The organism is Flavobacterium commune, assembly GCF_001857965.1.
Taxonomy (GTDB): Bacteria; Bacteroidota; Bacteroidia; order Flavobacteriales; family Flavobacteriaceae; genus Flavobacterium; species Flavobacterium commune.
The window spans coordinates 2,801,239-2,827,227 of record NZ_CP017774.1 but is presented as its reverse complement, the minus strand read 5'-3'; the positions used below and the strand labels follow the sequence as shown (position 1 = coordinate 2,827,227).

Genomic DNA, 25,989 nt, shown 5'->3' with positions numbered 1-25,989 from the left:
TTATCATGACACTAACCCAGTGGTTTATTTTCTTTCTCGTAATTCAAGTAGTTCATTTTTTAGGAACTTGGAAATTATACAAAGCCGCTGGTAGAAAAAGCTGGGAAGCAGCAATACCAATATATAATGCTATAGTGCTAATGAAAATTATTAAACGTCCAACCTGGTGGACATTATTACTTTTCATTCCCATTATAAACCTGATTATGTTTCCTGTTATTTGGCTAGAAACATTAAGAAATTTTGGAAAACGCAGTCAGTTAGACACTATCTTAGGAATTCTAACATGCGGATTATATATCTATTACATCAATTATACTCAAAAATTAGAGTATAATAAAGAAAGAAGCATACATCCTAAAAGCAAAACTGGAGATACAATAAGCTCTCTATTATTTGCTATTATTGTAGCAACTTTAGTGCATACTTATATTATTCAACCATATACAATTCCTACAGCATCATTAGAAAAAACCCTATTAATAGGCGATTTTTTATTTGTAAGTAAGTTTAATTATGGCGCTAGAGTCCCAATGACAACAGTTGCTGCACCAATGGTTCACGACACTATACCTTTCTTTAACATTAAATCATATTTTTCTAAACCTCAACTTCCCTATTTAAGATTTCCTGGTTATCAAAAAATAAATAATAATGATATTGTTGTTTTTAATTGGCCCACAGATACTTTGTTTAACATGTATCTTCCTGCTGATAAAAAACATTATAAACCTATTGATAAAAAAACAAATTATGTAAAACGCTGTGTAGGAATTCCTGGCGACAGTCTGGAGATAAAAAATGGAATTGTTTTTATCAATGGAAAAGAATTGATTTTACCTGAAAGAGCAAAAACACAGTACTCCTACAAAGCAGTTTATGATGGTAAAACACCAATAGATTTCGAATATTTATTAAAAGAATTAAATGCAACTGACGGAGCCTCTTTTATAAATAGCTCAAGAGACACTTTAATAATATACGCATTAACTTTTTCCGGAGCGGAAAAATTGAAAAAAGTCCCTGGAATTACTTCTGTAAGCAGAGTAATTAACAACGGTTCTGAAGACGGAATATTTCCTGATTTTAAGGACCAAAAACCTTCTGTAACAAACAATTGGTCTAATGATAATTTTGGTCCGATTTACATTCCAAAAGAAGGAGAAACAGTAAATTTAGATTTAAAATCTTTAGTATTCTATAAAAAAATTATTTCTGAATACGAAGGAAACACTCTAAATATAAAAGACAACATAATTTATATAAATAATAAAAAAGTAACGACATATACATTTAAACAAAATTATTACTGGATGATGGGTGACAATCGCCATAATTCACTAGATGCACGTTATTTTGGCTATACACCCGAAGATCATATCGTAGGAAAACCAATATTTATCTGGATGAGTTGGGATTCTAATGCAAAAGGATTAAACAAGATACGGTGGAACAGAATTTTTACAACCGTTAATGGTGAAGGTCAACCACAATCTTATTTTAAAATATTCCTAATTCTATTGACCGTTTTCTTTGTAGGAGAATATTTTTGGAAAAAAAGAAAAGAGAAAAACACAACATATAGCCGAATGTTTAAAAGTTAAAAAGTGCCTATTTTATGGTTCTTTAATACTTATGACTTTGAAAATTTAGACCAATTCACAAATGAAAACCCTATTACATCCCTCCTATTTCCCGTCGATTAGTCATTTTGTTGCCATGCTGCAATCAGAAAGTATCGTCTTTGAAATGGAAGATAATTTCCAAAAACAAACCAATAGAAACCGCACTTATATTTATAGCCCTAACGGAATCCAGCTCCTAAATATCCCTATAAAACATTCCAAAACGAGCCATCAAAAAACCAAAGACATTCAGATAGAAAACGATTTTGACTGGCAGAAACAACATTTTAAATCTCTGGAAGCCGCTTACAGAAGCTCTCCTTTCTTTGAATTTTTCGAAGATGATTTTGTGCCTTTTTTCGAAAAGAAACACACTTTCCTGATGGATTTGAATCTGGAAGCATTCGAGATTATCTCCAAATGTATGCGTACTAAATTCGATTTTGAAACTACTACCGAATATTTTCATGAAGTAGATTCAAATGAAATTCAGGATTATCGTTTTTTAGTAAACGGAAAAAAAGACACTTCTGTATTCGAACCTTACACTCAGGTTTTTGATGATAAATTTGGTTTCATCAACAACTTAAGTATTCTAGATTTACTTTTTAACGAAGGAAAATTTACTGTAGATTATCTAAAAACACAGCATTTAGTTATTCGATAATTTGAGATATTTTTTTTTAACCGTAAAATTTCTCACTAATAATTCGTGCATTCCTGGCTATAAAAACCTAATCCAACGAAAGCTTTGCCATAATCGGATAATGATCGGAATTATCGAATTCAGGGAAGGTTTCAAACTTTTTGACCTTCATTATTCTGTCGGCAAAAATATAGTCTATACGGGCAGGATAATACTTAAAACGATAGGTTTGCCCAAAACCTTTTCCGGCTTCTTCAAATCCATCTTTTAAACTGCCTTTAATGATGCGATACACATAAGAGAAAGCACTATTGTTCATATCCCCACAAATAATAAGCGGATATTTACATTCTCTGATACTTTCTTTTAAAATTTCGGCTTGCTGTTGTTGCTGTTTGAAAGCCTTGCTTATTCGAATAAACAACATTTGGGATTTTTGCTTATTAATCACATCTATATTCTCCGAAATCTCATTAACATCGGGCGAAATCTTGATTGACTGTAGCTGCATATTGTAAACCCTTATAATATCCTTACCTTTCTTAATATCGGCATAAACTACGTTGTTATTCGAATTGGGAAAAGAAATTTTACCCTGCTCAATAATTGGGAATTTCGAAAAAATAGCCTGCCCGGTTTTTATTTGCTTTCCTTCCATAAAAATAGCACGGTGCGGATACACTTTCAAATCAACTTGAGCTGAATTAGAATACTCCTGAACACATAAAATATCGGGGTTTTTATCATTTATAAATTCTAAAATAGTCTCCGGAATATCTGATTTATCTTGCCATTTAAACAAATTAAACAAGCGCACATTGTAGCTCATTACTACAAAATCCTTATCGGTTTCAGGATACTCTTTATTCGAAAATTTATAGAATTTATTAATAAAAGTAATCCCCATTAGCAAAACCAAGCCCGATAGCATCATCCTCTTTTTGAATTGAATGGCCCAATACAGAAAAAAAAGAGTATTAAATATAAAAAACAAAGGCATAAACAAAGTCAGCACCGATAAAAGAGGAAAAATCTTCGGTGACAAAAATGGCAAAACATAAGCGATAAAAGTAAGGGCTATCAAAAGGATATTTAAAGAAAACATTCCCCTGTTAAACCACGAAAGCTTTTTCATTATTTTTTATTTATGCTTAAAGTAAAACTAAGAAACTTCAAACAATTATTTCCCTGATTTGAATAAAAAATCTTTCTCTTCTTTTGTTAAACTATCATAGCCTGACTGACTGATTTTATCCAAAATCTCGTCAATTTGTTGCTGAACTTTATCTTTTGTTACAATTCTGGAAGCACGTTTTTCAACAGGCTGCCTTGAATAATTTTTATGTACTTTTTTAAAAGGTGTCGATGGCGATTTTCTAAAACTATTGACGAAAAAATCAATAATTCTGGTAATTAGCAAACTCATATCGGTTCCGTTTTGTAAAACCTTGATATAAACAAAACCAAAAAAAGCACCCGCCAAATGCGAAATATGACCGCCCATATTTTCCAAACGCAATTGCATCAAATCTAGTATAAGCAAGACTGCTGTAATGTGCCATAATTTTACATTCCCTACCAATAATAAACGTACTTGCATTAAGGGCTGGTAAGTGGTAACAGCAACCAATATTGCCATAATTGCCGCCGAAGCACCTACAATAGGCGCACTAATATTCATCAAATAATAAGTTGTCACAAAAACAATTCCTGCAAAAACAGCACTCAAAAGGTACAAGCCTAAAAACTGTTTCTGATTGAAAAAAGTTAAAAACAACTGACTTGAAAAATTCAAAACAATCATATTAAAAACCAAATGCCAAAATCCATCGTGAAAAAAAGCATAAGTCAAAAATGTCCATGGATTATAAATAAAGTCTTCGGGAGAAGTTGACAACAAAATCCAGGAAGGATAAGCAAACGAACCAGCTTGAAACTGATAGAAAAAAAGCAACGAAATCAAAAAGCAAGCTACATTCCAATAGATTAATCTATTAGCGATTCCTCCAAGTTTGTATTGCAATTTTAAGTCGTCTAGAATATTCATATATCCGGTTTTATCAAAGTTAATTCTCTTTTAAAATATTAATTCCAACGGTTGCTGTTAAACTCATTTTTCTTCCAATACCACATGATTAAGAAACCAAACAAAGCACCTCCTACATGTGCAAAATGAGCAATTCCAGTTCCTCCAAAAATTGATTGTCCGGATACTCCCAAATACAAATCGATTAAAACCAAACCCGGTACAAAATACTTGGCTTTTATTGGTACAGGAATAAATAGCAAAGCCAACTCTGCATTTGGAAACATAAAAGCAAAAGCTACAACAATTCCATAAATAGCACCGGACGCTCCTACAACAGTGCCTACAAAAGCACTAATAAAATTCTGATATTCTGATGCTGTTAAAATCGATTGCCATCGTGTATCAATTTTTCCTTCATTCAACAATTTTAAAATCTCTGTTTTTTGAAAACCCTGTTCTCCTAATATACTGATGGCATCATTAAAATAGTAATAATTAATCCCTGTATGCAATAAAGCAGCTCCTAAACCACAAGAAATATAAAAGAAAAGAAATTTTTGACTTCCCCAAAAATGTTCCAACGCAGAACCAAATGAATACAAGGCAAACATATTGAAGAAAATGTGCATAAAGCTACCGTGCATAAACATGTGCGAGATAACTTGCCAACCATGAAATTCCTGATTTTCGGGAAAATACATTGCCAATATCTCGTAAGCTGGATTACCTACTATTAGAGTTCCTATAAAAAACAGAATATTTATTATCAATAATTGTTTTACTGTTTCGGTAACATTCATCATACTGCAAATTTTTTATCTATATCTTCCACACGCATGGTGATGAAAGTTGGTTTTTGAAAAGGCGATACATTAGGGTCTTTACAGGCAAAAAGACCATTTACTAAATTTTCCTGTTCCTTAACGGTTAAACTTGTTCCTGTTTTCACGGCTAAACTCTTTGCCATAGACTTGGCAATAGTATCATTTTGACTAAAACTATTCTCCGGAATTCCATCCTGCAAATCGTTCAGTAACTGTTCTAAAAGCATTGAAACCTCACTCTCGGTAACATTTACCGGAATTCCTGAAATCACCACATGATCATCATTAGTATCTTCAAAAACAAATCCTGTATTGACAAGGGAAAGCTTCAATTCATCAATTAATTCCATTTCGCTTGACGAAAAATACAAATTCAACGGAAACAACAACTGCTGGCTCGATGCCTGATGCACCGTCATATTCGTCAAAAATTGTTCGTACAAAACCCTCTGATGTGCGCGTTGCTGATCCACAATTACCATTCCAGATTTAATCGGAGAAACAATATATTTTTTATGAATTTGATATACATTCTGAACGGCGTGTTCTACTTCTTCGTCATTAAATAACGAACCCGTAACTTCTTCACTTTCGAATGAAAATTCGGTGCTTTCGGTTTCCGTTGTGAATTCAGGCTCTTGCTTTAACCCCACATATAAACTTTCCCAACTGGCTGTAGCTGCCGGTTTTTTGTATGCAGAAGTCGAAGCTGAACTTAAATTAGAACCAGCATAATGCTTATTGACTTTATCATCCGAAAACGGATTAAAAGTACTATCCACCTGAATGGTAGGCATAGCTCCTTCCATATCTTTATAATGATAAGGCGTATCCAAATTAGCATCTCTTTCGAAATCCAAAACAGGTGCCACATTAAACTGCCCCAAACTGTGTTTTATCGAAGCCCTTAAAATAGCATACAAAGCACTTTCATCATCAAACTTGATTTCAGTTTTGGTAGGATGAATATTGATATCGATAGAGTTCGCAGGAACTGTCAAATACAGGAAATAACTCGGTTGGGTTCCGTCTTTTAAAATTCCGTCATAAGCAGCCATCACCGCATGATGCAAATAACCACTTTTTATAAATCGGTCATTGACAAAGAAAAACTGTTCTCCCCTGTTTTTTTTAGCAAATTCAGGTTTGCTGACAAATCCCTGAACCGTTACAATTTCAGTATCTTCCTGAACGGGAACTAATTTCTCGTTAGTTTTCCCCGAAAAAACATTCACCACACGTTGTCTTAAGGTCGAAATGGGTAAATTATACATTTCACTGCCATTATGATAAAACGTAAAATGAATATTGGAATGTGCCAAAGCCACACGCTGAAATTCATCAATAATATGTCGGTATTCCACCGTATCCGACTTTAAGAAATTACGTCGGGCAGGAATATTGAAAAACAAATTTTTAACGGCAAACGAAGTCCCTTTAGGCAACACAGCCGATTCCTGAGAAACAAATTTACTTCCTTCGATTACAATTTGCGTCCCCAGTTCTTCCTGATCCTGTTTGGTTTTCATTTCCACATGGGCAATCGCCGCAATAGAAGCCAAAGCTTCACCACGAAAACCTTTGGTATGCAAACTAAACAAATCTTCGGCATGGCGAATTTTGGAAGTAGCATGACGCTCAAAACACAACCGTGCATCGGTTACATTCATTCCTTTTCCATTATCAATTACCTGAACCAATGATTTCCCGGCATCTTTTATAATTAACTTAATATCCGTTGCATTAGCATCAACAGCATTTTCAAGCAATTCTTTCACCACCGAAGCCGGTCTTTGAACCACTTCACCCGCAGCGATTTGGTTAGCAACATGATCAGGAAGTAATTGGATGATACTCGACATTTTTTCAGTATTCAGTTTTTAGTAATTAATATTCCGAGGATAACGAAGTCCAGCAAATTTAATAATTTTTGGCTGGCTTTCCTTCATTTGCAAATCATAAATAAAACAAAAAAACCTATACCATTTGGCTAGAATAGTATAGGTTTCATTTTGAATTATTTAGTTTTACTCTTTTAATTCTAAAGGTGTCCCTTCATCGAGCTGAATTGCTCCCGAAGTCAACAAATTTTGCGGTACATAATCATGAGTCAATGAAGCCTGCTGACGGATGTATGCCATTTTTATTGCTGCAATCGCCGCTTCAGTTCCTTTATTTCCGTGAATTCCTCCACTTCTGTCAATGGATTGCTGCATCGTATTATCGGTCAACACACAAAAAATTACCGGAATATCGGTTTGCACATTCAGATCCTTAATTCCTTGTGTTACACCTTCGCAAACAAAATCAAAATGCTTGGTTTGTCCCTGAATCACACAACCTATCGCAATTACAGCATCCACTTTTTGAGTTTGCAACATTTTTTTAGCTCCGTAAATCAACTCAAAACTTCCCGGAACATTCCATCGGATAATATTTGCTGCCGGAACTTCATTGTCTAAAAAAGCGTCTTCCGCTCCTTTGTACAAACCTTCTGTTATAGTGTCATTCCACTCTGAAACTACAACTCCAAAACGAAAATCTTTCGCACTTGGAAGTGTACTCTTATCGTAAACTGATAAATTTTTATTAATCGTTGCCATATCAAATTTATTTTTTTAGACTTTCAATTTATAAATAAAAATTGGTGATTACAAGTATTAATTCCTTGCAATCACCAATTTTTAAATGTGTTTTATATTATTGAGATAAACCTATCAAAGCATCAACTGAAGCAGCTTCAGGTGCATTCTCATAATTATCTTTAATATCTGTAAAATACTTCAAAGCGTCTTCTTTGTTTCCTAATTCCAAAGCTGTTTTTCCGGCTTTCAACAAGAAACGTGGCGTTGTAAAATCATTTTTATTAGATTCAAATGCTTTTATATAATTTTCTAAAGCTTCTTTTGGCTGATTTTTCTCTGCATAAGCGTCACCGATTGCTCCTTTTGCCAAAGCACTCAAAACAACATCATCCGATTTGAATTTCCCTAAATACTCAATAGCCTCTGCAAATTTACCTGTATTCAAATAAGCAATACCAGCACAATAATTCGCTAAATTTCCAGCTGAAGTTCCTGAATATTCGTCAGCTATTTTAATAAAACCAAATTTACCTTCAGAACCGTTTAATGCCAATTTGTACAATGAATCACTTGCAACACCGCTACTGGCCTGTTGAAAATTTTGTTGCGCCACAAACATTTCGCTAGCCGCTTCCTCTTCTTTTGGTTCAGCAATAAATTTTTGATAAGCTACATATCCTACTGTTAATAAAGCAATAGCTCCTACTACACCAATAATGATTTTTTGGTTTTTAGCTACCCAGTCTTCTGTTCTTGATGCAGTTTCATCTAATTTAGAAAAAACCTCAGCCGTTGTGCTGTTTTTTTCGTCGATTACAACTTCTTCAACTGTCTCTTTAACTTCTTTCTCTTTTGGTGCTTTATATCCTCTTTTATTGTACGTAGCCATTTAAAAATAATTTAGTGAACCGCAAAAATAAAATTTTTATTCAAACCCACACATAAAAACTAATATTTTATACCTAAATCGAAAATATTTTTATTTTAACGAATAATCCTCAAATCCTGCGGGATTTTTTTTGGCACAGAAACAAATTCAAAAGCCATTTATATCGATATTTTTCAATAATTTGCAGCCGTTTTTAAACACAGCTACAAAAACAGCAAATACCTCAATAGCAGCAAACCACAAAATGTATTTAAAAAAAATATCTTTATTCAACTATAAAAATTTTTCAGAAGCCAATTTCGAATTTGACGGTAAAATAATCTGCTTTGTTGGAAAAAACGGTATTGGAAAAACCAATGTTCTGGACGCTATTTACCATTTATCTTATGGAAAAAGCTATTTTAATCCGCTGGCAGTTCAAAATATCAAACATGGCGAAGAGTTTTTTGTAATTGATGCCGAATTCATCAAAAATAAAAGAAGCGAACAACTGGTTTGCAGCCTGAAAAAAGGACAAAAAAAAGTACTGAAGCGCAACGGCAAAGCTTATGATAAATTCTCCGATCATATTGGATTTATACCACTCGTGATTATTTCACCAGCCGACAGGGATTTAATTATCGAAGGCAGCGAAACCCGCCGAAAGTTTATTGACAGCATTATATCCCAACTCGATTCGCATTATTTGCAACAACTCATTCAATACCAAAAAGTAATGAGTCAGCGCAACGCTCTGTTGAAATATTTTGCTTTGAATCATGTTTTTGACAACGATACCTTATCTATATATAATGAGCAACTCAACGATTTTGGGAAATACATTTTCGAAAAAAGAAAAGAATTCATTGCCGAGTTTATTCCCATTTTCAACGAACACCATCATGCCATTACGGGTTCGCAGGAATCAGTTCAATTAGTATATGAAAGTCATTTGTTCGAAAATGATTTATTGACACTTTTACAGGAAAACATCAATAAGGACAGAACCTTGCAATATACCAGCATGGGAATCCATAAAGACGATTTATCCTTTAAAATTGACAATCATCCCATCAAAAAATTCGGCTCACAAGGACAACAAAAATCATTTTTGATTGCTTTAAAACTGGCGCAATTTGAATTCCTAAAAAAACAAAGTGGCGTAAAACCCATTTTATTATTTGATGATATTTTTGACAAATTAGACGAGACCCGAGTAGCAAAAATTGTAGAAATGGTTAACTCCGACACTTTTGGTCAACTTTTTATTTCAGATACACATCCGGAACGCACCGAAGCCATTGTAAAATCGACGTTGCAATCTTATAAGATATTCAACTTATAATTTTTTTTAAAACATATAAGTCATATAAGTTATCATCTTAATCAATTATTTAAAGCCTAAACTTTTGAAATATAAGTCCATATAAGAATTTAACATATTAGTAATTTATTATCATATAAAAACACCGCCAAACCTTATATGACCTAATTTACAAAACCATATACCCATTAAGTAAGACACTAACTAAAATAAAACTCATATGACTTATATGTTTTTAAAAACCGACATTATTTCATTCCGATTACTGAACAGCAAATAATTTCAATTACTACTAGATTAATCCGTTTAAATCTGTGTTAATCTGTGGCAAAAAAAATTTACAAACAAAACAAAACCTATACTTTTTAACTATTTTTGAGACTATTAAAATTCAAATCATATGAAATCCAAAATCGTATTCTCGTTAATCTTCTTATTCACACTATTTTCCGGCAAAGCTCAAACGACTACAAATATCAAAACGGTTGAAGTTACTGCTTTCGCAAAAGAAATAAAATCCACTCCAAAACCACAAATTCTGGATGTTCGTACTCCCGAAGAATTTGGCGAAGGACATATCGACAATGCTGTAAATATCGATTGGCAAAACGAAAATTTCGTTAAAAACACTGAAAAACTCAACAAAAACAAAGCCGTTTATGTGTATTGCCGAAGTGGCAAACGAAGTCTGAAAGCATCCGAAAAACTATCAGCATTAGGATTTAAAAAAATATACAATCTGGATGGCGGTTATCTGAAATGGAACGCCGAATCAAAAACTGCAAAATAAAAATTCAAAAAACATCACGAATGCTTACAAAAGAATCACTACAATTCTTAGACGATTTAAGAAACAATAATAACCGAGAATGGTTTCAGGATAACAAAAAACGCTATGAGATTTTTAAAAAAGACTACCATCAACTCGTAGCTGATTTTCTCGATGCAATGAAACCAATGGATTCGGCTCTGGAAATGCTGGAAATCAAAAATTGTACTTTCAGAATCAATCGTGATATTCGATTTTCTAAAGACAAATCGCCTTATAAATCGCATTTGGGAGTTTGGTTGTCTTCCGGTTTAAAAGACGCAAATCGCGCAGGATATTATGTTCATATTGAAAGAGGAGCCAGTTTTATAGCAGGAGGATTTTATTCGCCAGATCCGGATCAACTCAAAAAAATCCGAAAAGAAATTGCTTTTTTCTACGAAGATTTGGAAGCCATTTTGAACGAACCCAATTTCAAAAGGGAATTTGGCGATTTTAGCCGCAATGAAAAAAGCCTGCTTAAAAATCCACCCAGAGGTTACGAAAAAGACCATCCTGCGATTGATTTTTTGAAATTAAAAAGTTTCGAAACCGTTCAAAAATTCGATATTTCCGAAGTATTACAAAAAGATTTTGTTCCTAAAATGAGTCAAAAACTAATCCTTTTAAAACCATTGAACGAATTCATGAATCGCGCTTTAGAAACGGATGAATTTTAGAAAAAGTTAGCCCTTTTTTTTAACCGCTAAGAACACAAAGTATTACGCAAAGCTTTGCGTTCTTTGCGTTTTTATAGACAATGAATAACCTTTCTTTAATCTTTGCGGTTAAACGTATTTTAAAATTCAGGAATTCGATTTAGTTTGTGGTAAAAATTTAAGCTATCTAATGAAAAAAAGAAAAATACTTTTTCTTGGAGAATCCTACCGTGCCGATGCCATCACGTGGACAAATGGCTTAAAGGAATTTGGCGATTTTGAAATTATCAGCTGGGAATTACAAACTCCAAATAATTCGTTGTTGAGCAGAATTCTCAGAACACTGGAATTCAGCTTCGCTCCTTTTACGATTCGAAAAATAATTCGCCAGCAAAAACCCGATATGATTATTGCCGAAAGAACCACCAGTTATGGTTTTTTGGCTGCACTTTCGGGACTAAAACCCAGCGCCATTGCCCAACAAGGCAAAACCGATTTATGGCCTGAAAATTCCATCAGCATTCCTTTCAAAAAGATTTTGCAAAATTACGCATTTAAAAAAGCGACGCTTATTCATGCCTGGGGACCAATTATGGCTGCACACATGGAAAATTCCAGAGTCGATATGACTAAAGTTTTAGTGTTACCAAAAGGAATTGATTTAGACTTATTCGAAAATAAAAACACTGCTAATTCCGATAAAATTTCAGCAATTGTTACGCGTTCACTATTGCCCGAGTACCGTCATGAAGTCATTTTAAAAGCTTTTGGAGTTTTACACCAAAAAGGAATTGATTTTTCTTTAACCATTGTCGGCAGCGGCAAACAACTTCCTTTTTTAAAGGAATTGATCAAAGAATTAAACATTGAAGACAAAGTAATTTTCACGGAAAGAATTTCAAACACCGCCTTACCAAAGTTGCTGCAAGAATCTAATTTTTACATCAGCATGCCCGTAACCGAAGGAGTTTCGGCATCTTTGTTTGAAGCTATGGCTTGCGGTTGTTATCCCATAGTTTCTGATATTCCAGGAAATCAAAGTTGGATTCACCATCGCGAAAACGGACAATTAATTACCGTTGACGATATTGAAATGCTGGCCAATGAAATTCTTTGGGCTTTTGAAAACGAAGCGATTCGAAACGAAGCCATTACAAACAATCGAAAATTCATTGAAAAACATGTGGATTATAGAATTAATATGAAAATCATTGCTCATAAATACCACGAATTGATTAATAATACCATCTGATTTTTTTGACCATTAAGGAATTAAGATTCATTAAATAACTCTAAGTCTTAAATTAGCTTAATTTCTTAATGGTTAAAACAAAAAACCTTACTTTTGAGCCTTCAATTCACGACTAAAAAAGCGCTTTCTTTTATGGAAATTCTAAATAATTTTTCTTTAAAAAACCACAATACTTTTGGCATTGAAGCCAAAGCCAGACAATTTGTTGCTGTTCACAGCATAGCCGATTTGAAAACGATTTTAGAACAACATTCCTCTGAGAAAAAATTCGTTTTGGGCGGTGGAAGCAATATGTTATTGACTCAGGATATTGATGCTTTAGTGATTCACATTGATTTAAAAGGAAAGAAAATCATTAAGGAAGACGAGGATTTTGTTTGGATTGAAAGTCAGGCAGGCGAAAACTGGCACGAATTTGTACTTTGGAACATCGAGCAAGGTTTTGGCGGACTGGAAAACATGTCGCTAATTCCGGGAAATGTGGGCACAACACCGGTTCAAAACATTGGCGCTTACGGTGCCGAAATCAAAGATACTTTCGTTTCCTGTGATGCGATGCGTATTGCCACTCAGGAAATAAAAACCTTCACCAATGCCGAATGCAATTTTGGATACCGCGAAAGTATTTTTAAACACGAGGCAAAAGACCAGTATATTATTACTTCGGTTATTTTTAAATTAACCAAACGCAACCATAAAATCAATACTTCTTACGGAGATATTCTAGGAGAACTAGCTAAAAAAGGCATCGAAAATCCGGGACTAAAAGACGTGAGCAATGCGGTGATTGCCATTAGACAAAGTAAATTACCGGATCCCAAAGAACTGGGAAATAGCGGTAGTTTTTTCAAAAATCCAATTGTTTTAAAAACTGATTTCGAAAAAATCCACCAAAAATTCCCGGAGATGAAATTCTACGAAGTTTCGGAAACCGAAGTAAAAGTTCCTGCGGGCTGGTTGATTGAACAAGCCGGTTTTAAAGGAAAACGCTTTGGCGATGCGGGAGTTCATAAAAACCAGGCCTTGGTTTTAGTGAATTACGGCAATGCAACGGGACAGGAAATTCTGGCTGTTTCTAAAGACATTCAAAAAACGGTTTTTGAGACTTTTGGCATTCACATCGAGGCGGAAGTCAACGTGATATAAACCAAAAAGGGATTGTGAAAATTTTCTTTTAAAATTCATATTTTATCATTTTCAAATCCCTAATTCAATTCATACCTTTGCACTCTCCCGAAAGCTTTCGGGATTAAAAACCTATTAAACTCTGATGCTTATACTGATTCTTTACTTTTTTATTGCTGTTGTTGCTGTTCAAATTGTGTATTATTTAGGCGTTTTTGGGAAATTTACTTTTGCCAAAGCACAAAAAATAACGCCCAAAAGAATCCCTGTTTCAGTGATTGTTTGTGCCAAGAACGAAGAAGAAAATGTAGCCAAATATGTTCCGCTGTTAGCCGAGCAAAACTACCCTGATTTTGAGATTGTTTTAATCGACGATGCTTCGAGCGATAACACTTTGGAACTTTTTGAAGCATTCGAGAAACAATATTCTAACATTCGCCTCGTTAAAGTACAAAACAACGAAGCCTTTTGGGGAAATAAAAAATATGCTTTAACCTTAGGGATTAAAGCCGCTAAAAAAGAATATTTGCTATTTACCGATGCCGATTGTTTTCCTACATCAAAAGATTGGATTACTGCTATGAGTTCGCAATTTACTTTACATAAAACTATTGTTTTAGGATATGGAGGCTATGAAAAAATTGCCAATTCCTTCCTGAATAAAGTTATTCGTTTTGAAACGATATTAACTGCTGTTCAGTATTTTTCATGGGCAAAACTAGGTCATCCTTATATGGGTGTGGGACGAAATTTAGCTTATAAAAAAGAAGAATTTTTTAATGTAAACGGTTTTATCAATCATATTCAGGTGCGCTCCGGTGATGATGATTTATTTATTAACGAAGCGGCAAAGGGTTCTAATACTACCATAGCTTATGCACCGGAAAGTTTCACCTATTCGGCACCAAAAACAACATACAAAGATTGGTTTACCCAAAAAAGAAGACATGTAGCCACTGCAAAGCACTACAAATTCTTTGACAAAATGCAATTAGCAGTGTTTTTCTCTTCGCAATTGCTGTTTCTTGTTTTAGCCACTTTACTGTTAGCTTTCCAATTTCAGTGGATTCTGGTATTGAGTTTAGTCGGTTTCCGCTATTTATGTGCTTGGATTATAGTAGGTATTGCCGCAGGAAAATTAAAAGAAAAGGATATTAAATTTTGGTTTCCATTTGTAGAAATTGCACTTATTTTTACGCAAATCAACGTCTTTATCACTAATATTTTTTCAAAACCAGTCAATTGGAAATAAAAACTCAAATAGAAAAAGCCAAACAAGGAGACCAAACGGCCTTTACTTTTCTATTGAATCATTATTGGAGTGAAGTCTATGGATTCATGCTCAAACGCACCGAAAACGAGACCAATGCCGAAGACATTACCATTGAAACTTTTTCGAAAGCTTTTGACAAAATAGCCACTTACAATCCTGAATTTCAGTTCAACACCTGGCTGATTACGATTGCTAAGAATGTGTATATTGATATGCTTCGCAAAAGAAAATCGAGCCTTTTTGTGGAAATCACCGAGCAGGAAGACCAAAAAGCCTACAATATTGCCGATACTACTCCGTCAAAAGAAGACGAATTGATTACGGAGCAAAATTTATCTCAATTACTGCAATACATTAAAGAATTAAAACCGCATTATCAGGAAGTAATCCAGCTGCGTTATTTTCAGGAAATGAGCTATCAGGAAATAGCCAACAAAATTGACGAACCTCTCAACAACGTCAAAGTAAAACTCCTTAGAGCTAAGAAATTATTAGCTGAGATTATCAACAACCGTAGGTAATTTTTTTTTAAAACCATTAAGGGATTAAGTTATATTAAGATTCTTTTTTAATGTGATAACAAATAATATTGCTTTTACTTTTATAAGTAAGAAAAGTTTTTAAATTTGTATAGAGTGAATAAAATGATTCGCTTAAATTAAAACTTGTGTATAACATGCTGATTTAACATAAAATTAGTGGGATTTATGCGAGTATATATTAATTGCACCTAATTTTAAAACAGAAGATGACGGAAGAATTGAACACATTATTGTCTGATTTAGAAAATGAAGACACCAAGCTTATTGAGATTGGAAAAAACTTAATAAAAACCAATGGAATGACAGAGTTTACATTTTTCTGCAATTCCATTTTGAATAGAACAATAAATTTAAACAGAGGTTATATTACCTTAGTAAAAGACAACAACTACATAGCGGCAGCACCTCTAGTGAGATTAAATCTGGACAGTTTATTAAGATTATTTGCATCTACTCAATCGGAGTTTGATGTTGATACTTTTGCGAAAAATATTCGAAAAGGTGAAATCATTAGAAAAATGAAATATTTCAAGAATAAAAAGGAGAGATTAACAGACAGTAAACTTATTGAAATCATAAAAGAAATCAAAGGTTTTAAATGGACTGAAAAGATATACGAAGCAGGAAGTGGATATATTCACCTTAGCAATCAACATTTCTATTCTTCAGTTAAAATATCTGGCAAAAATACAATTGAAAGTGGAATAAGAAAAACAGATGAATTTGTGCCTATTAAAGAAAAAATTGCAGGAACTTATTATATGCAACAAGCTTCAAAAGGGATTAGAATTTTTATCGGAGATTGGATTGAAGAAAGAAAAAAAAGCTTTCCCGACCGCTCAGATATATCAACACAACAATAGCGCAGAATTTCATTTTGTGCCCGTAATAATGAGCAAATTCCTTTTGGAGTTACTGGATGAGATTCCTCGTTGCTCGGAATGACAAGATTGCGGCTAACCCCCCCCTCTGGTTCTCGTTTGCAACGAGGACCTAACTTCTTTTTAAAACAAAACATAGCGTTTGCAACGCGGCTCATTAAAGAACACATCTCACCATTCGGATATATCAACGCAACGATCGCGTGAAAATGTTTTCCGTGCCCACAACAGTGAGCAACTTTGTGGAATTAATAGATGAGATTGCTTCGCCAGTTCGCTATCGCTCGTGTCCTCCTGCGTCGGAATGACAGGATTGTGTATATGCGGAAATGTTTTCAGTTCCCACAACAATAACAATCAGCAACTTTGTCGAGTTACTGAATGAGATTGCTTCGTTCCTCTCGCAATGACAGGATTGCGGATAATAATATAAAAAATGAATTGGAACAGGCTTTAGCCTGTTTATAAAATAGAAATCCAATATTGGCTTTAGCCAAATCAAAACAATTTTGGCTAAAGCCTTATTCATTATTACTTCCATCATCTGGCTAAAGCCAGACGCTATTGAATCCCGTATACTTTCAATATTTTTTTGATTTACTTATCCACAGCTTTACAATAGGTGTAAGCTGTTTTTTTTTATGTATAAAATGATTGTTGAAAGACACTTAAACAAAATACTTACGTATAAATACTTAATTATTTTTCAAAAGCTGCGTTTTAGCAACTTTTAATCCAAAAAAAGCAAATAATTTTGCCTTGTAAATAAGTAATACACTTAGACATAAGTTTGATACTTAGAAAAAAATAGTGCTAAACAATTAATTTTTTTAAAGATGAGTTCAATTTCAACAAATCAACCGCTTTCTAGTTTAAACATTTTTAGTGGCAAAGGCGTTCAAATGCGTACCTTCCACATTACCTGGTTAACTTTTTTCTTTTCATTTTTTGCATGGTTCGGTATGGCATCACTTATGCCAATTGCTAAAGAACAATTGCACCTGACAAAAGACCAATTAGGTAACATTCAAATTGCATCTGTATCGGCAACTATCATCGCCCGATTATTAATAGGCCGATTAGTCGATAAATTTGGTCCAAGATTAACTTACACTTGGTTATTAATAATATGTTCTGTACCGGTATTATTAATTGGTACTTCACAATCTTATGAAAGTTTCCTTCTTTTTAGATTGGCTATCGGTGTTATTGGTGCTTCTTTTGTTATCACGCAGTTTCATACTTCGGTAATGTTTGCTCCGTCTATTAAAGGAACTGCCAATGCTACAGCAGGTGGTTTTGGAAACGCAGGTGCCGGTTTAGCTAATATTACAATGCCACTTATTGCATCAGGATTCGTAGGATTAGGTTTTTGTACACAGGAAGACAGCTGGAGATATGCAATGATTGTTCCAGGGGTAATGTTGTTGGTTTTTGCTTTTGTATATTTCAGATATACTAAAGATTTACCAAATGGTAACTATAAAGAACTTGGAATTGAAAATGAGAATAAGGAAAACACCTTTATGCTGGCTGTTAAAGATTACCGTACCTGGGTTTTAACCATTGCTTATGCTGCTTGTTTTGGTGTTGAAATCACTATTGACAATTTTGCGCCTATTTATTTCACGGACACTTTTGGTGCCAGTTTAGCAACAGCAGGACTTTGTGCTGGTATTTTTGGATTAATCAACCTTTTTGCCAGACCATTAGGAGGTATTGTTGCTGACAAAGTGGGTAAAAGTTATGGCTTTTCAGGTAAAAATTTATTACTGGCATTGCTGCTTGTTATTGAAGGTATCGGAATTATTTTCTTTGGTATGACGGATCAATTAGGTGTTGCTATCTTTTTAATGTTCCTATTCGGAATGAGTTTAAAAATGGCAAACGGTGCAACGTATAGTTTAGTTCCTTTCGTAAATCCAAAAGCAGTAGGAAGTGTTGCCGGGATTGTGGGTGCAGGTGGAAATATTGGAGCAATGTTAATAGCTTTCTTGTTCAAAGCCAAAGCGGTTAAATTTACTAAAGATGTAATTGATGAAACAGGTGTTTCTCAAACTAAAGATTTAATCGACTATACCAATGCTTTTTACATATTAGGACTTATCATTCTGATAACCGGAGTAATTGTTTTAGCTGTAAAATTTGCAGTTAAAGACAGAGAAGATGAAATTGAAGTAAGCGGCGAAGTAATACCTGCTGTATCTTATGTAAAATCAAAATAAAATAATTTAACATCCACAAAGGATATTTAGGAATAAATCAAAAGTTCTCATTATTGTTTAAAAAGTAAGGCTGTCCGATAAAGACAGCCTTAACTTTTTTTTTAGGTATTATGACCAAAAACAGCTCATTTACAACCCAACTCATCAAAGAGTACATCTCACTTTTAAAACCGGAAACGACTTATTTTATAACTATTCTAAATTATTTTCAAAAAACTAAGAATTTTACATATTAAATCCGTAACTTAATCGTTCTAAATAAAAATACCACATACGCATACGATTTAACAGAACCTTTAACCATTAAATCTATACATTATGTCAAAACTAAGTCTTTATGAAAGCAACTGGATTAATCTGGTATTCGAAAACAGAAACAAAGAGTACGGCGCTTTTCAGCTTCGTCAGGAAACAACCAAAACTTCTTTTCATGCCCTTTGCATCGGAATTTTGCTATGCACCGCACTGGCAATTCTGCCCAATTTATTAAATCTTATTCATCCCAAAGATGTTACTGAATCAACAATTCCGATAAATTCAGAAACGGTAATCGAACTAACAGATATTTATTCGGAACAAGAAAAAGAGAAGGCTGCAGCGGCGGCTCTTCCTGAACTCCAACAACAAACAGTCACTGAGGCAATAGAAACTAAACAACTCATTAATCCAATAGTGGTCAATGCCACGCAAGCTCCAGATGTCGAATTTAGCTTAGTAAAAAATAATCCTGTTGACAAACCAACCGATGGAGTTCTAAGTACCGGATTAGGCAACGGATCTTCGGAAGGAATTGCTAACGGAACCGGAACAGGCAACGGTACCGAAACCACAAACACCAATGGTAACGAGATTATTATCACTGAATTGTTAGATAGTAAACCGCAATATCCGGGAGGAATAGAAAAATTCTACCGCTATATTATCAATCATTTTAATAGTCCAACAGTTGATGCAAGTGGTAACATTCGCATTTTTGTTTCTTTTGTAGTCGAAAAAGACGGAAGTATGAGCAACATCAAAGTTCTAAACAAACCGGGAGCACTTTTAGAAAAAGAAGCCATTAGGGTATTACAATCCATGAAAGCCAAATGGACTCCGGGGATGTTACATTCTAAACCTGTGAGAACCGCTTACAACCTACCTATTACAATACAAATTGATTAACAACGTATCTCCATACAAACAAACAGCAGCCTTAGTGCTGCTTTTTGTTTGTGTTATTTTTAACAAATCTATACCAAAGCTTCACAACTTAAAACAACTCTTTTTAAATCAACATTGCGTATATTTGTAGCCTTAAAATTGATTTATGGAAACTGTTGTAGATAACACCACTCCCGTAGTAGCAACCCGAGGCGCAGCCGAACAGAGCGTAGCTAAACCAAAATGGCTAAAAGTAAAATTACCTATTGGAAAAAAATACACTGAACTTCGTGGTCTAGTTGATAAATACAGCTTAAATACCATTTGTACTTCAGGAAGTTGCCCTAATATGGGCGAATGCTGGGGCGAAGGTACGGCGACCTTTATGATTTTAGGAAATACCTGTACGCGTTCTTGCGGTTTTTGTGGTGTAAAAACAGGACGCCCGGAAACGGTAGATTGGGATGAACCCGAAAAAGTAGCCCGTTCCATCAAAATCATGAATATCAAACACGCCGTAATTACAAGCGTGGACAGAGACGATTTGAAAGACGGTGGTTCTATTATTTGGATAGAAACGGTAAAAGCAATTCGCCGTATGAACCCAAATACGACTCTTGAAACTTTAATCCCTGACTTTCAGGGAATCGAAAGAAATATAGACAGAATCGTAGAAGCCAATCCGGAAGTGGTATCGCACAATATGGAAACCGTTCGCCGACTGACTCGTGAAGTGCGTATTCAGGCCAAGTACGACCGAAGTTTAGAAGTATTGCGTTACTTAAAAGAGAAAGGAATCAACAGAACAAAATCCGGAATCATGTTGGGACTTGGTGAGCAGGAAGAAGAAGTATTCCAAACCATGAGAGACCTTCGTGCTGCCAATGTAGATGTGGTAACTATTGGTCAATATTTGCAACCCAGCAAAAAACATTTACCGGTTAAGGAATTTATTACTCCTGAACAATTTGCTAAATACGAGCAATTTGGTTTGGAATTAGGTTTCCGCCATGTTGAAAGCGGCCCATTGGTTCGTTCATCATACAAAGCACAAAAACACATTCTTTAATTCTCTAAGGTTTACATAAAATTTGAAAACAAGAATTGCCATCAATGGTTTTGGTCGAATTGGTCGAAATCTGTTTCGCCTACTTTTAAATCATCCCGAAATAGAAGTGGTTGCCATCAATGATATTGCCGATACCCAAACTATGGCACATTTGATAAAATACGATAGCATTCACGGTGTTTTGCCTCAAACAGTTATTGCTGACGAAAAAGGCTTTACAATTGACGAAACACATTTTTTATTTTTTCACGAAAAAAATATTTCGAATCTAAACTGGAAAAATTTAGACATTGATTTTGTAATTGAATCCACAGGGAAATACAAAACGTACGAAGACCTCAACAAACACATTATTGCCGGAGCAAAAAAAGTAATTCTTTCAGCACCTTCAGAAGTTGACACCATCAAAACAGTAGTTTTGGGAGTTAACGAACATATACTGGACGGAACCGAAAAAATCATTTCAAATGCGAGTTGCACCACCAATAATGCCGCTCCAATGATTAAAATAATTGATAAACTTTGCGGGATTGAGCAAGCTTACATTACTACTATTCACTCTTTTACAACCGACCAAAGTTTACACGACCAGCCACACAAGGACTTGCGTAGAGCCCGTGGTGCCAGCCAGTCGATTGTTCCTACAACAACCGGAGCAGCTAAAGCATTGACAAAAATTTTCCCTATCTTAGAGGGCAAAATTGGCGGATGCGGTATTCGTGTTCCTGTTCCTGATGGTTCTTTGACCGATATTACTTTTAATGTAAAAAAAGCGGTATCTATAAAAGAAATCAATGAGGCTTTCAAATTAGCTTCGCAAAATGAATTCAAAGGAATACTCGATTACACCGAAGACCCAATAGTTTCAGTGGATATTTTAGGAAACAGAAATTCCTGTTTATTTGATGCTCAACTTACTTCGGTGATTGACAAAATGGTGAAAGTTGTAGGTTGGTATGACAATGAAATTGGCTATTCATCGCGATTAATAGATTTAATACTTTTGACAAAAAACTAATGTACTGAATGAAATTGCAAATCAAATGCTACCTAATTTTAGTTATTTTATTTAATTCAGTTCTGTATTCTCAAATAGCAGAAACAGACAGCATTAGCTATTACAATAGTTTAGCCAATACCAATATAAAAACCAACAGCTACAAAGACGTTTTTTTATACACTCAAAAAGCAATTAATTACGCTCAGGAACATTCTAAAACAAAAGAAGAAGCAATACAACTTGCTAAATTAGGACGTTTATATTATAATCTGGAAAAATACAGTGATGCTATCGACAAACTTAGCGAAAGTATCCAGCTTTTTAAAACCTTAAGCCCTTCAGCCGAATATGCCGAAGCTAATTATTATCTTGCATTAGCTTACATTAAAAATAACAACTTTAAAGCAGCTAAAACCTACAACGAGAAAACAATTGCACTTTCGAAAGCACTACAAATTAAAGACAATGATGATTTAATTAACCTTCAAAAAGCAATTATCTACCGATCTACTCAAAAGCAAAATGTTGCAGCAACGATTCTCAATAGCATTATTTCAAAGCCCAATAAACCAGAAATATTAGACACTAAAGCGGAAGCTTTGTACCAAATGGGATTAATTGAAGCTGAGAATAACAGGAATAATTTGGCTTTAAATTATTTCAACAAAGCCTTAGACTTAAATGCAAAAAATCAAAACCTAACGCAAAAATCCAATATTCTTCTTGCAATAAGTCTTGTTTATGATAAAATGCTGGACAAAAGCAATGCTTATGCCTTTTTAAAGTTACACCTGAATCTAAAAGAAAGTATCGCCATTTCCAACAATGAAAAATTAGGAATTAACGACTACGAAACTTTCAAAGAAAACCAAAGAAAACACCATTTGGCTCTTATTGCTAAAAAGAAAAAAGAACAGGAAAAAACCGAAAGATTCTCCCGATTAATCAATTATCTGTCCATTGCATTAATTGCCATTTTATCCCTGTTAAGTTTTTCGTTGTATCGAAATAATATCATTCGAAAAAAGTCAAATCTTTTATTAAAAGAAAAAAATAACGAACTAATAAAAGCCAAAGAAAAAGCAGAAAAAGCCTCCAATGCAAGAGCTGATTTTTTATCGACAGTAAGTCACGAACTAAGAACACCTCTTAACGCAATTAACGGAATTACACATCTTTTATTAGAAGAAAAACCTAAAAAATCACAGTTACACTACCTTAATTCCTTACAATATTCCGGAAATTACTTAACTGCTTTTATCAATGATATTTTAGAAATCAATAAAATCGATTCCAATAAAATAGAATTAGAGCGTATCAATTTTGATTTAAAACAATTACTCGAAGACATTAAAAACTCTCTAATAGAAGTAGCTACAAAAAACAAAAATGCTTTTGTACTGGACATAGATCCAAAGATTCCTAATCATTTAATTGGTGATCCTATCAAGCTTTCTCAAATTTTTATGAATTTAATTAATAATGCACTTAAATTTACTAAAAACGGAAAAGTCTCTATTGTAGCCAAATTGCAAGATTTACAGGAACAAAAAGCCATTATTCAATTTAAAATAATTGATACCGGAATTGGGATTCCTCCTGAAAAACTAGACAGTGTTTTTGATAGTTTCTCACAAGGTTCAATAGAAATTAACCGAAAATATGGCGGAACCGGTCTGGGCCTAACCATCGTAAAAAAACTATTAAACTTATTAGGCAGCGACATTCATTTAGAAAGCCACTTAGGAGAAGGCTCTTGTTTTTCATTTGAATTAGCCTTAACTGTAAACAATAATTTTGCTACAACAGAACCAAAAAAAGAAATCAGTTTTGATTTATCTAAAATTAAAGGCAAGAATATTTTAGTAGTGGAAGACAACGCAATTAACCAAATGATTACTAAAAGAATGCTCGAAAACAAGGAAATTCTTTGCGAAGTAATTGATAATGGTGAAGATGCAATTGAAGCCCTTAAAAACAACAACTACGATTTAGTGCTAATGGACGTGCATTTACCCGGAATAAACGGAACTATTGCTACTCAGGAAATCCGAAAATTCAATTCAGGAACTCCCATTATTGCCATGACAGCTATTTCGCTGAATGAAAACAGAGAAATGCTGCTTTCTTTTGGAATGAACGATGTGATAACCAAACCTTTTATTCCTAAGGATTTTTACAATCTGCTATCTAAATACCTTGAAAATTAATAACTCAAAATTAATTCTCTGATTAATTTTCGAACCTTAGGCTCTGCATTTCTGGCAGCTTCCAAAACCTCATCATGAGAAATGGTTTCGATACTGTTTTCATCACCCATATCAGTAATCACCGAAACTCCAAAAGTTTCTAAATCCATGTGACGTGCCACAATAACCTCAGGAACGGTGGACATTCCCACGCAATCGGCACCCAGAATTTTAACCATTTTATATTCAGCCAAAGTTTCAAATGTTGGTCCTTGTAAACCCAGATAGATTCCATCTTTGACTTCTATATTGTTTTTTTGAGCCAATTCTTTTGCCTGAGTAATCATTTTTTTCGAATAAGGCTCACTCATATTAACAAATCGAGGACCAAAACGTTCGTCATTCTTCCCTCGCAAAGGATGCTCCGGAACCAGATTGATATGATCCTTGATAATAACAATATCTCCTACTTTGTAATTTGGATTTACTCCGCCCGAAGCATTAGAAACAATCAATTTTTCAACTCCTAAATATTTCATCACCCGTACCGGAAAAGTAACTTCTTGCATCGAATAACCTTCATAATAATGGAAACGACCTTGCATAGCCACCACTTTTTTATCACCAATAGTCCCAAAAACTAAAGCTCCTTTATGTCCTTCAACTGTAGAAACCGGAAAATTAGGTATTTCGGCATAAGGCAAGGTAAATTCTATTTGAATATCAGCAGTAAAATTCCCTAATCCTGAACCTAAAATTACGCCATACTCAGGAACAAAATTTGTTTTCCCTTTGATATAATTAACTGTTTCTTGTACCAGTTCCCACATAATTTTTAATTTTTTTATCAAATTCAATTCCTTTCGAAAGAAACGAACTCTGTATTGGTAAGTAAAAAAGTTGCTCGACAGGCAAACTTCCTTTTAATCGTACATAATCTTTTTCGGTAGTAATAATGATGGAATCCTGAGCTTTAATCAAAATTTCCTGGATATCATTTTCAGAAAAATGATGATGATCCGGATAAGTTAAACAAACATCATTTGGATTTTTTAAATACGAAAAGAATGGCTCCGGCTTAGCAATTCCAGCTAAAAGCAGCTTAGCTTCACCCTGAAGCTCACCTATTTCTATCTTACTGTTTTCTGAATAAATACAATCATCATAAGCAATACAACTAAAATACAATTCTTGATTTATCCCCTTGTCATTCCGACGAAGGAGGAATCTCTTAATTCTATTTTGTTCGTCAAGCGAAAGATCTACAGGGCATTTTGTGACAATAATTACATCGGCTCTTTGCGCTCCGCTTCTACTCTCTCTCAAATTTCCTGTTGGTAGCATAAAATCATCAGCATAAATATCACCATAAGCAGTCAATAGAATATAAAATCCGGCTTTTACTTTTCGGTGCTGGTAAGCATCATCAAGTAAAATCACATCCGGTTTTGGAGTTTTTGAAAGTAACTGTTCTATTCCATTTTTACGATTGGCATCAACGGCAACCTGAATATTTGGGAATTTTTGAAAAAACTGGAAAGGTTCATCACCCAGAATTTCAGCATTGGCATTGGCATCAGCCAAAACAAACCCTTCTGATTTTCTTTTGTAACCACGACTTAAAGTAGCCACTTTGTAATCACCGGAAAGCAATCGAATCAAGTATTCAATCTGAGGCGTTTTTCCGGTTCCGCCCACACTTAGATTTCCCACAGCAATTATGGGCAAATCAAAAGAATAGGATTTTAAAATTCCTTTATCAAAAAGAAAATTTCTAATAGCGGTTATCAAACCATATAAAATGGCAAAAGGAAAGAGTATTTTTCGAAGAATATTCATAATACGAAAGTAGAATATTTTATCTTTGAATTGAAATCAAAAAATGTTTTTGTTCATTTGGTTTTATAGCTATTCGAAAAACC

General features: G+C 34.2%; 23 protein-coding genes. 15 read left to right on the top strand and 8 right to left on the bottom strand.

Going from position 1 to position 25,989, the window contains the following annotated elements:
- Positions 1–5 precede the first annotated feature (5 nt).
- A complete protein-coding gene (gene lepB / locus BIW12_RS11820; RefSeq protein WP_071185300.1) occupies positions 6–1,604 on the top strand; it encodes a signal peptidase I in 1,599 nt (532 codons plus the stop codon).
- 61 nt (positions 1,605–1,665) lie between these two features.
- A complete protein-coding gene (locus BIW12_RS11815) occupies positions 1,666–2,292 on the top strand; it encodes a WbqC family protein (RefSeq protein WP_071185299.1) in 627 nt (208 codons plus the stop codon).
- A gap of 67 nt (positions 2,293–2,359) precedes the next feature.
- On the opposite strand, the gene BIW12_RS11810 is transcribed toward BIW12_RS11815, so the two are convergent.
- The 6 genes from BIW12_RS11810 to BIW12_RS11785 all read right to left on the bottom strand — a co-directional run bounded on the left by BIW12_RS11810 (position 2,360) and on the right by BIW12_RS11785 (position 8,598).
- Positions 2,360–3,406, bottom strand: coding sequence for an endonuclease/exonuclease/phosphatase family protein (locus BIW12_RS11810; RefSeq protein WP_071185298.1), 1,047 nt, complete (start codon positions 3,404–3,406; stop codon positions 2,360–2,362).
- Between the two features lie 45 nt (positions 3,407–3,451).
- Positions 3,452–4,318: a rhomboid family intramembrane serine protease gene (locus tag BIW12_RS11805; RefSeq protein WP_071185297.1), complete on the bottom strand. Its 867-nt coding sequence runs from the start codon at positions 4,316–4,318 to the stop codon at positions 3,452–3,454.
- Between the two features lie 38 nt (positions 4,319–4,356).
- On the bottom strand, positions 4,357–5,103 hold the full coding sequence (locus tag BIW12_RS11800; protein WP_071185296.1) for a rhomboid family intramembrane serine protease: 747 nt from the start codon (positions 5,101–5,103) through the stop codon (positions 4,357–4,359).
- Positions 5,100–6,986, bottom strand: coding sequence for a DNA mismatch repair endonuclease MutL (mutL, locus tag BIW12_RS11795; protein WP_071185295.1), 1,887 nt, complete (start codon positions 6,984–6,986; stop codon positions 5,100–5,102). Before mutL ends, BIW12_RS11800 begins: the two co-directional genes overlap by 4 nt.
- Positions 6,987–7,151: 165 nt before the next feature.
- Positions 7,152–7,727: a 6,7-dimethyl-8-ribityllumazine synthase gene (gene ribH / locus BIW12_RS11790; RefSeq protein WP_071185294.1), complete on the bottom strand. Its 576-nt coding sequence runs from the start codon at positions 7,725–7,727 to the stop codon at positions 7,152–7,154.
- A 97-nt stretch (positions 7,728–7,824) separates the two neighbouring features.
- Positions 7,825–8,598: a tetratricopeptide repeat protein gene (locus tag BIW12_RS11785; protein WP_071185293.1), complete on the bottom strand. Its 774-nt coding sequence runs from the start codon at positions 8,596–8,598 to the stop codon at positions 7,825–7,827.
- A 244-nt stretch (positions 8,599–8,842) separates the two neighbouring features.
- On the opposite strand from BIW12_RS11785, the gene recF reads away from it, so the two are divergent.
- The 13 genes from recF to BIW12_RS11720 all read left to right on the top strand — a co-directional run bounded on the left by recF (position 8,843) and on the right by BIW12_RS11720 (position 24,088).
- Positions 8,843–9,922: a DNA replication/repair protein RecF gene (gene recF, locus BIW12_RS11780; protein ID WP_071186369.1), complete on the top strand. Its 1,080-nt coding sequence runs from the start codon at positions 8,843–8,845 to the stop codon at positions 9,920–9,922.
- Between the two features lie 379 nt (positions 9,923–10,301).
- Entirely contained in the window at positions 10,302–10,691 is a 390-nt protein-coding gene (locus BIW12_RS11775; RefSeq protein WP_071185292.1) for a rhodanese-like domain-containing protein, read from the top strand.
- Between the two features lie 20 nt (positions 10,692–10,711).
- Positions 10,712–11,389 carry a DUF2461 domain-containing protein gene (locus BIW12_RS11770; RefSeq protein ID WP_071186367.1) on the top strand — a complete coding sequence of 226 codons (678 nt, stop codon included), beginning with the start codon at positions 10,712–10,714 and terminating at the stop codon, positions 11,387–11,389.
- A gap of 169 nt (positions 11,390–11,558) precedes the next feature.
- Positions 11,559–12,620: a glycosyltransferase gene (locus BIW12_RS11765; RefSeq protein ID WP_071185291.1), complete on the top strand. Its 1,062-nt coding sequence runs from the start codon at positions 11,559–11,561 to the stop codon at positions 12,618–12,620.
- A gap of 132 nt (positions 12,621–12,752) precedes the next feature.
- Entirely contained in the window at positions 12,753–13,766 is a 1,014-nt protein-coding gene (gene murB / locus BIW12_RS11760; RefSeq protein WP_071185290.1) for a UDP-N-acetylmuramate dehydrogenase, read from the top strand.
- Positions 13,767–13,890: 124 nt separating this feature from the next.
- Entirely contained in the window at positions 13,891–14,997 is a 1,107-nt protein-coding gene (locus BIW12_RS11755) for a glycosyltransferase (RefSeq protein ID WP_071185289.1), read from the top strand.
- Positions 14,988–15,539: an RNA polymerase sigma factor gene (locus tag BIW12_RS11750; RefSeq protein WP_071185288.1), complete on the top strand. Its 552-nt coding sequence runs from the start codon at positions 14,988–14,990 to the stop codon at positions 15,537–15,539. The genes BIW12_RS11755 and BIW12_RS11750 overlap by 10 nt, the downstream gene beginning before the upstream one ends.
- A 251-nt stretch (positions 15,540–15,790) precedes the next feature.
- The gene (locus tag BIW12_RS11745; protein WP_157499548.1) at positions 15,791–16,423 is read left to right on the top strand and encodes a hypothetical protein; all 633 of its coding nucleotides are present in this window, start codon (positions 15,791–15,793) and stop codon (positions 16,421–16,423) included.
- Between the two features lie 854 nt (positions 16,424–17,277).
- Positions 17,278–18,666, top strand: coding sequence for an MFS transporter (locus BIW12_RS11740; protein ID WP_071185286.1), 1,389 nt, complete (start codon positions 17,278–17,280; stop codon positions 18,664–18,666).
- A gap of 318 nt (positions 18,667–18,984) precedes the next feature.
- Complete coding sequence (locus BIW12_RS11735; RefSeq protein WP_071185285.1) at positions 18,985–19,830, top strand: energy transducer TonB; 846 nt, start codon at positions 18,985–18,987, stop codon at positions 19,828–19,830.
- Between the two features lie 145 nt (positions 19,831–19,975).
- The gene (gene lipA / locus BIW12_RS11730) at positions 19,976–20,878 is read left to right on the top strand and encodes a lipoyl synthase (protein WP_071185284.1); all 903 of its coding nucleotides are present in this window, start codon (positions 19,976–19,978) and stop codon (positions 20,876–20,878) included.
- A 22-nt stretch (positions 20,879–20,900) separates the two neighbouring features.
- Positions 20,901–21,896, top strand: coding sequence for a type I glyceraldehyde-3-phosphate dehydrogenase (gap, locus tag BIW12_RS11725; RefSeq protein ID WP_071185283.1), 996 nt, complete (start codon positions 20,901–20,903; stop codon positions 21,894–21,896).
- Positions 21,897–21,904: 8 nt separating this feature from the next.
- Positions 21,905–24,088 carry a tetratricopeptide repeat-containing hybrid sensor histidine kinase/response regulator gene (locus BIW12_RS11720; RefSeq protein WP_232227089.1) on the top strand — a complete coding sequence of 728 codons (2,184 nt, stop codon included), beginning with the start codon at positions 21,905–21,907 and terminating at the stop codon, positions 24,086–24,088.
- On the opposite strand, the gene BIW12_RS11715 is transcribed toward BIW12_RS11720, so the two are convergent.
- Positions 24,085–24,897: a purine-nucleoside phosphorylase gene (locus tag BIW12_RS11715; RefSeq protein WP_071186363.1), complete on the bottom strand. Its 813-nt coding sequence runs from the start codon at positions 24,895–24,897 to the stop codon at positions 24,085–24,087. The two genes, BIW12_RS11720 and BIW12_RS11715, sit on opposite strands and share 4 nt — an antisense overlap.
- Positions 24,869–25,906, bottom strand: coding sequence for a tetraacyldisaccharide 4'-kinase (lpxK, locus tag BIW12_RS11710; protein WP_071185282.1), 1,038 nt, complete (start codon positions 25,904–25,906; stop codon positions 24,869–24,871). Before lpxK ends, BIW12_RS11715 begins: the two co-directional genes overlap by 29 nt.
- Positions 25,907–25,989: the final 83 nt, after the last annotated feature.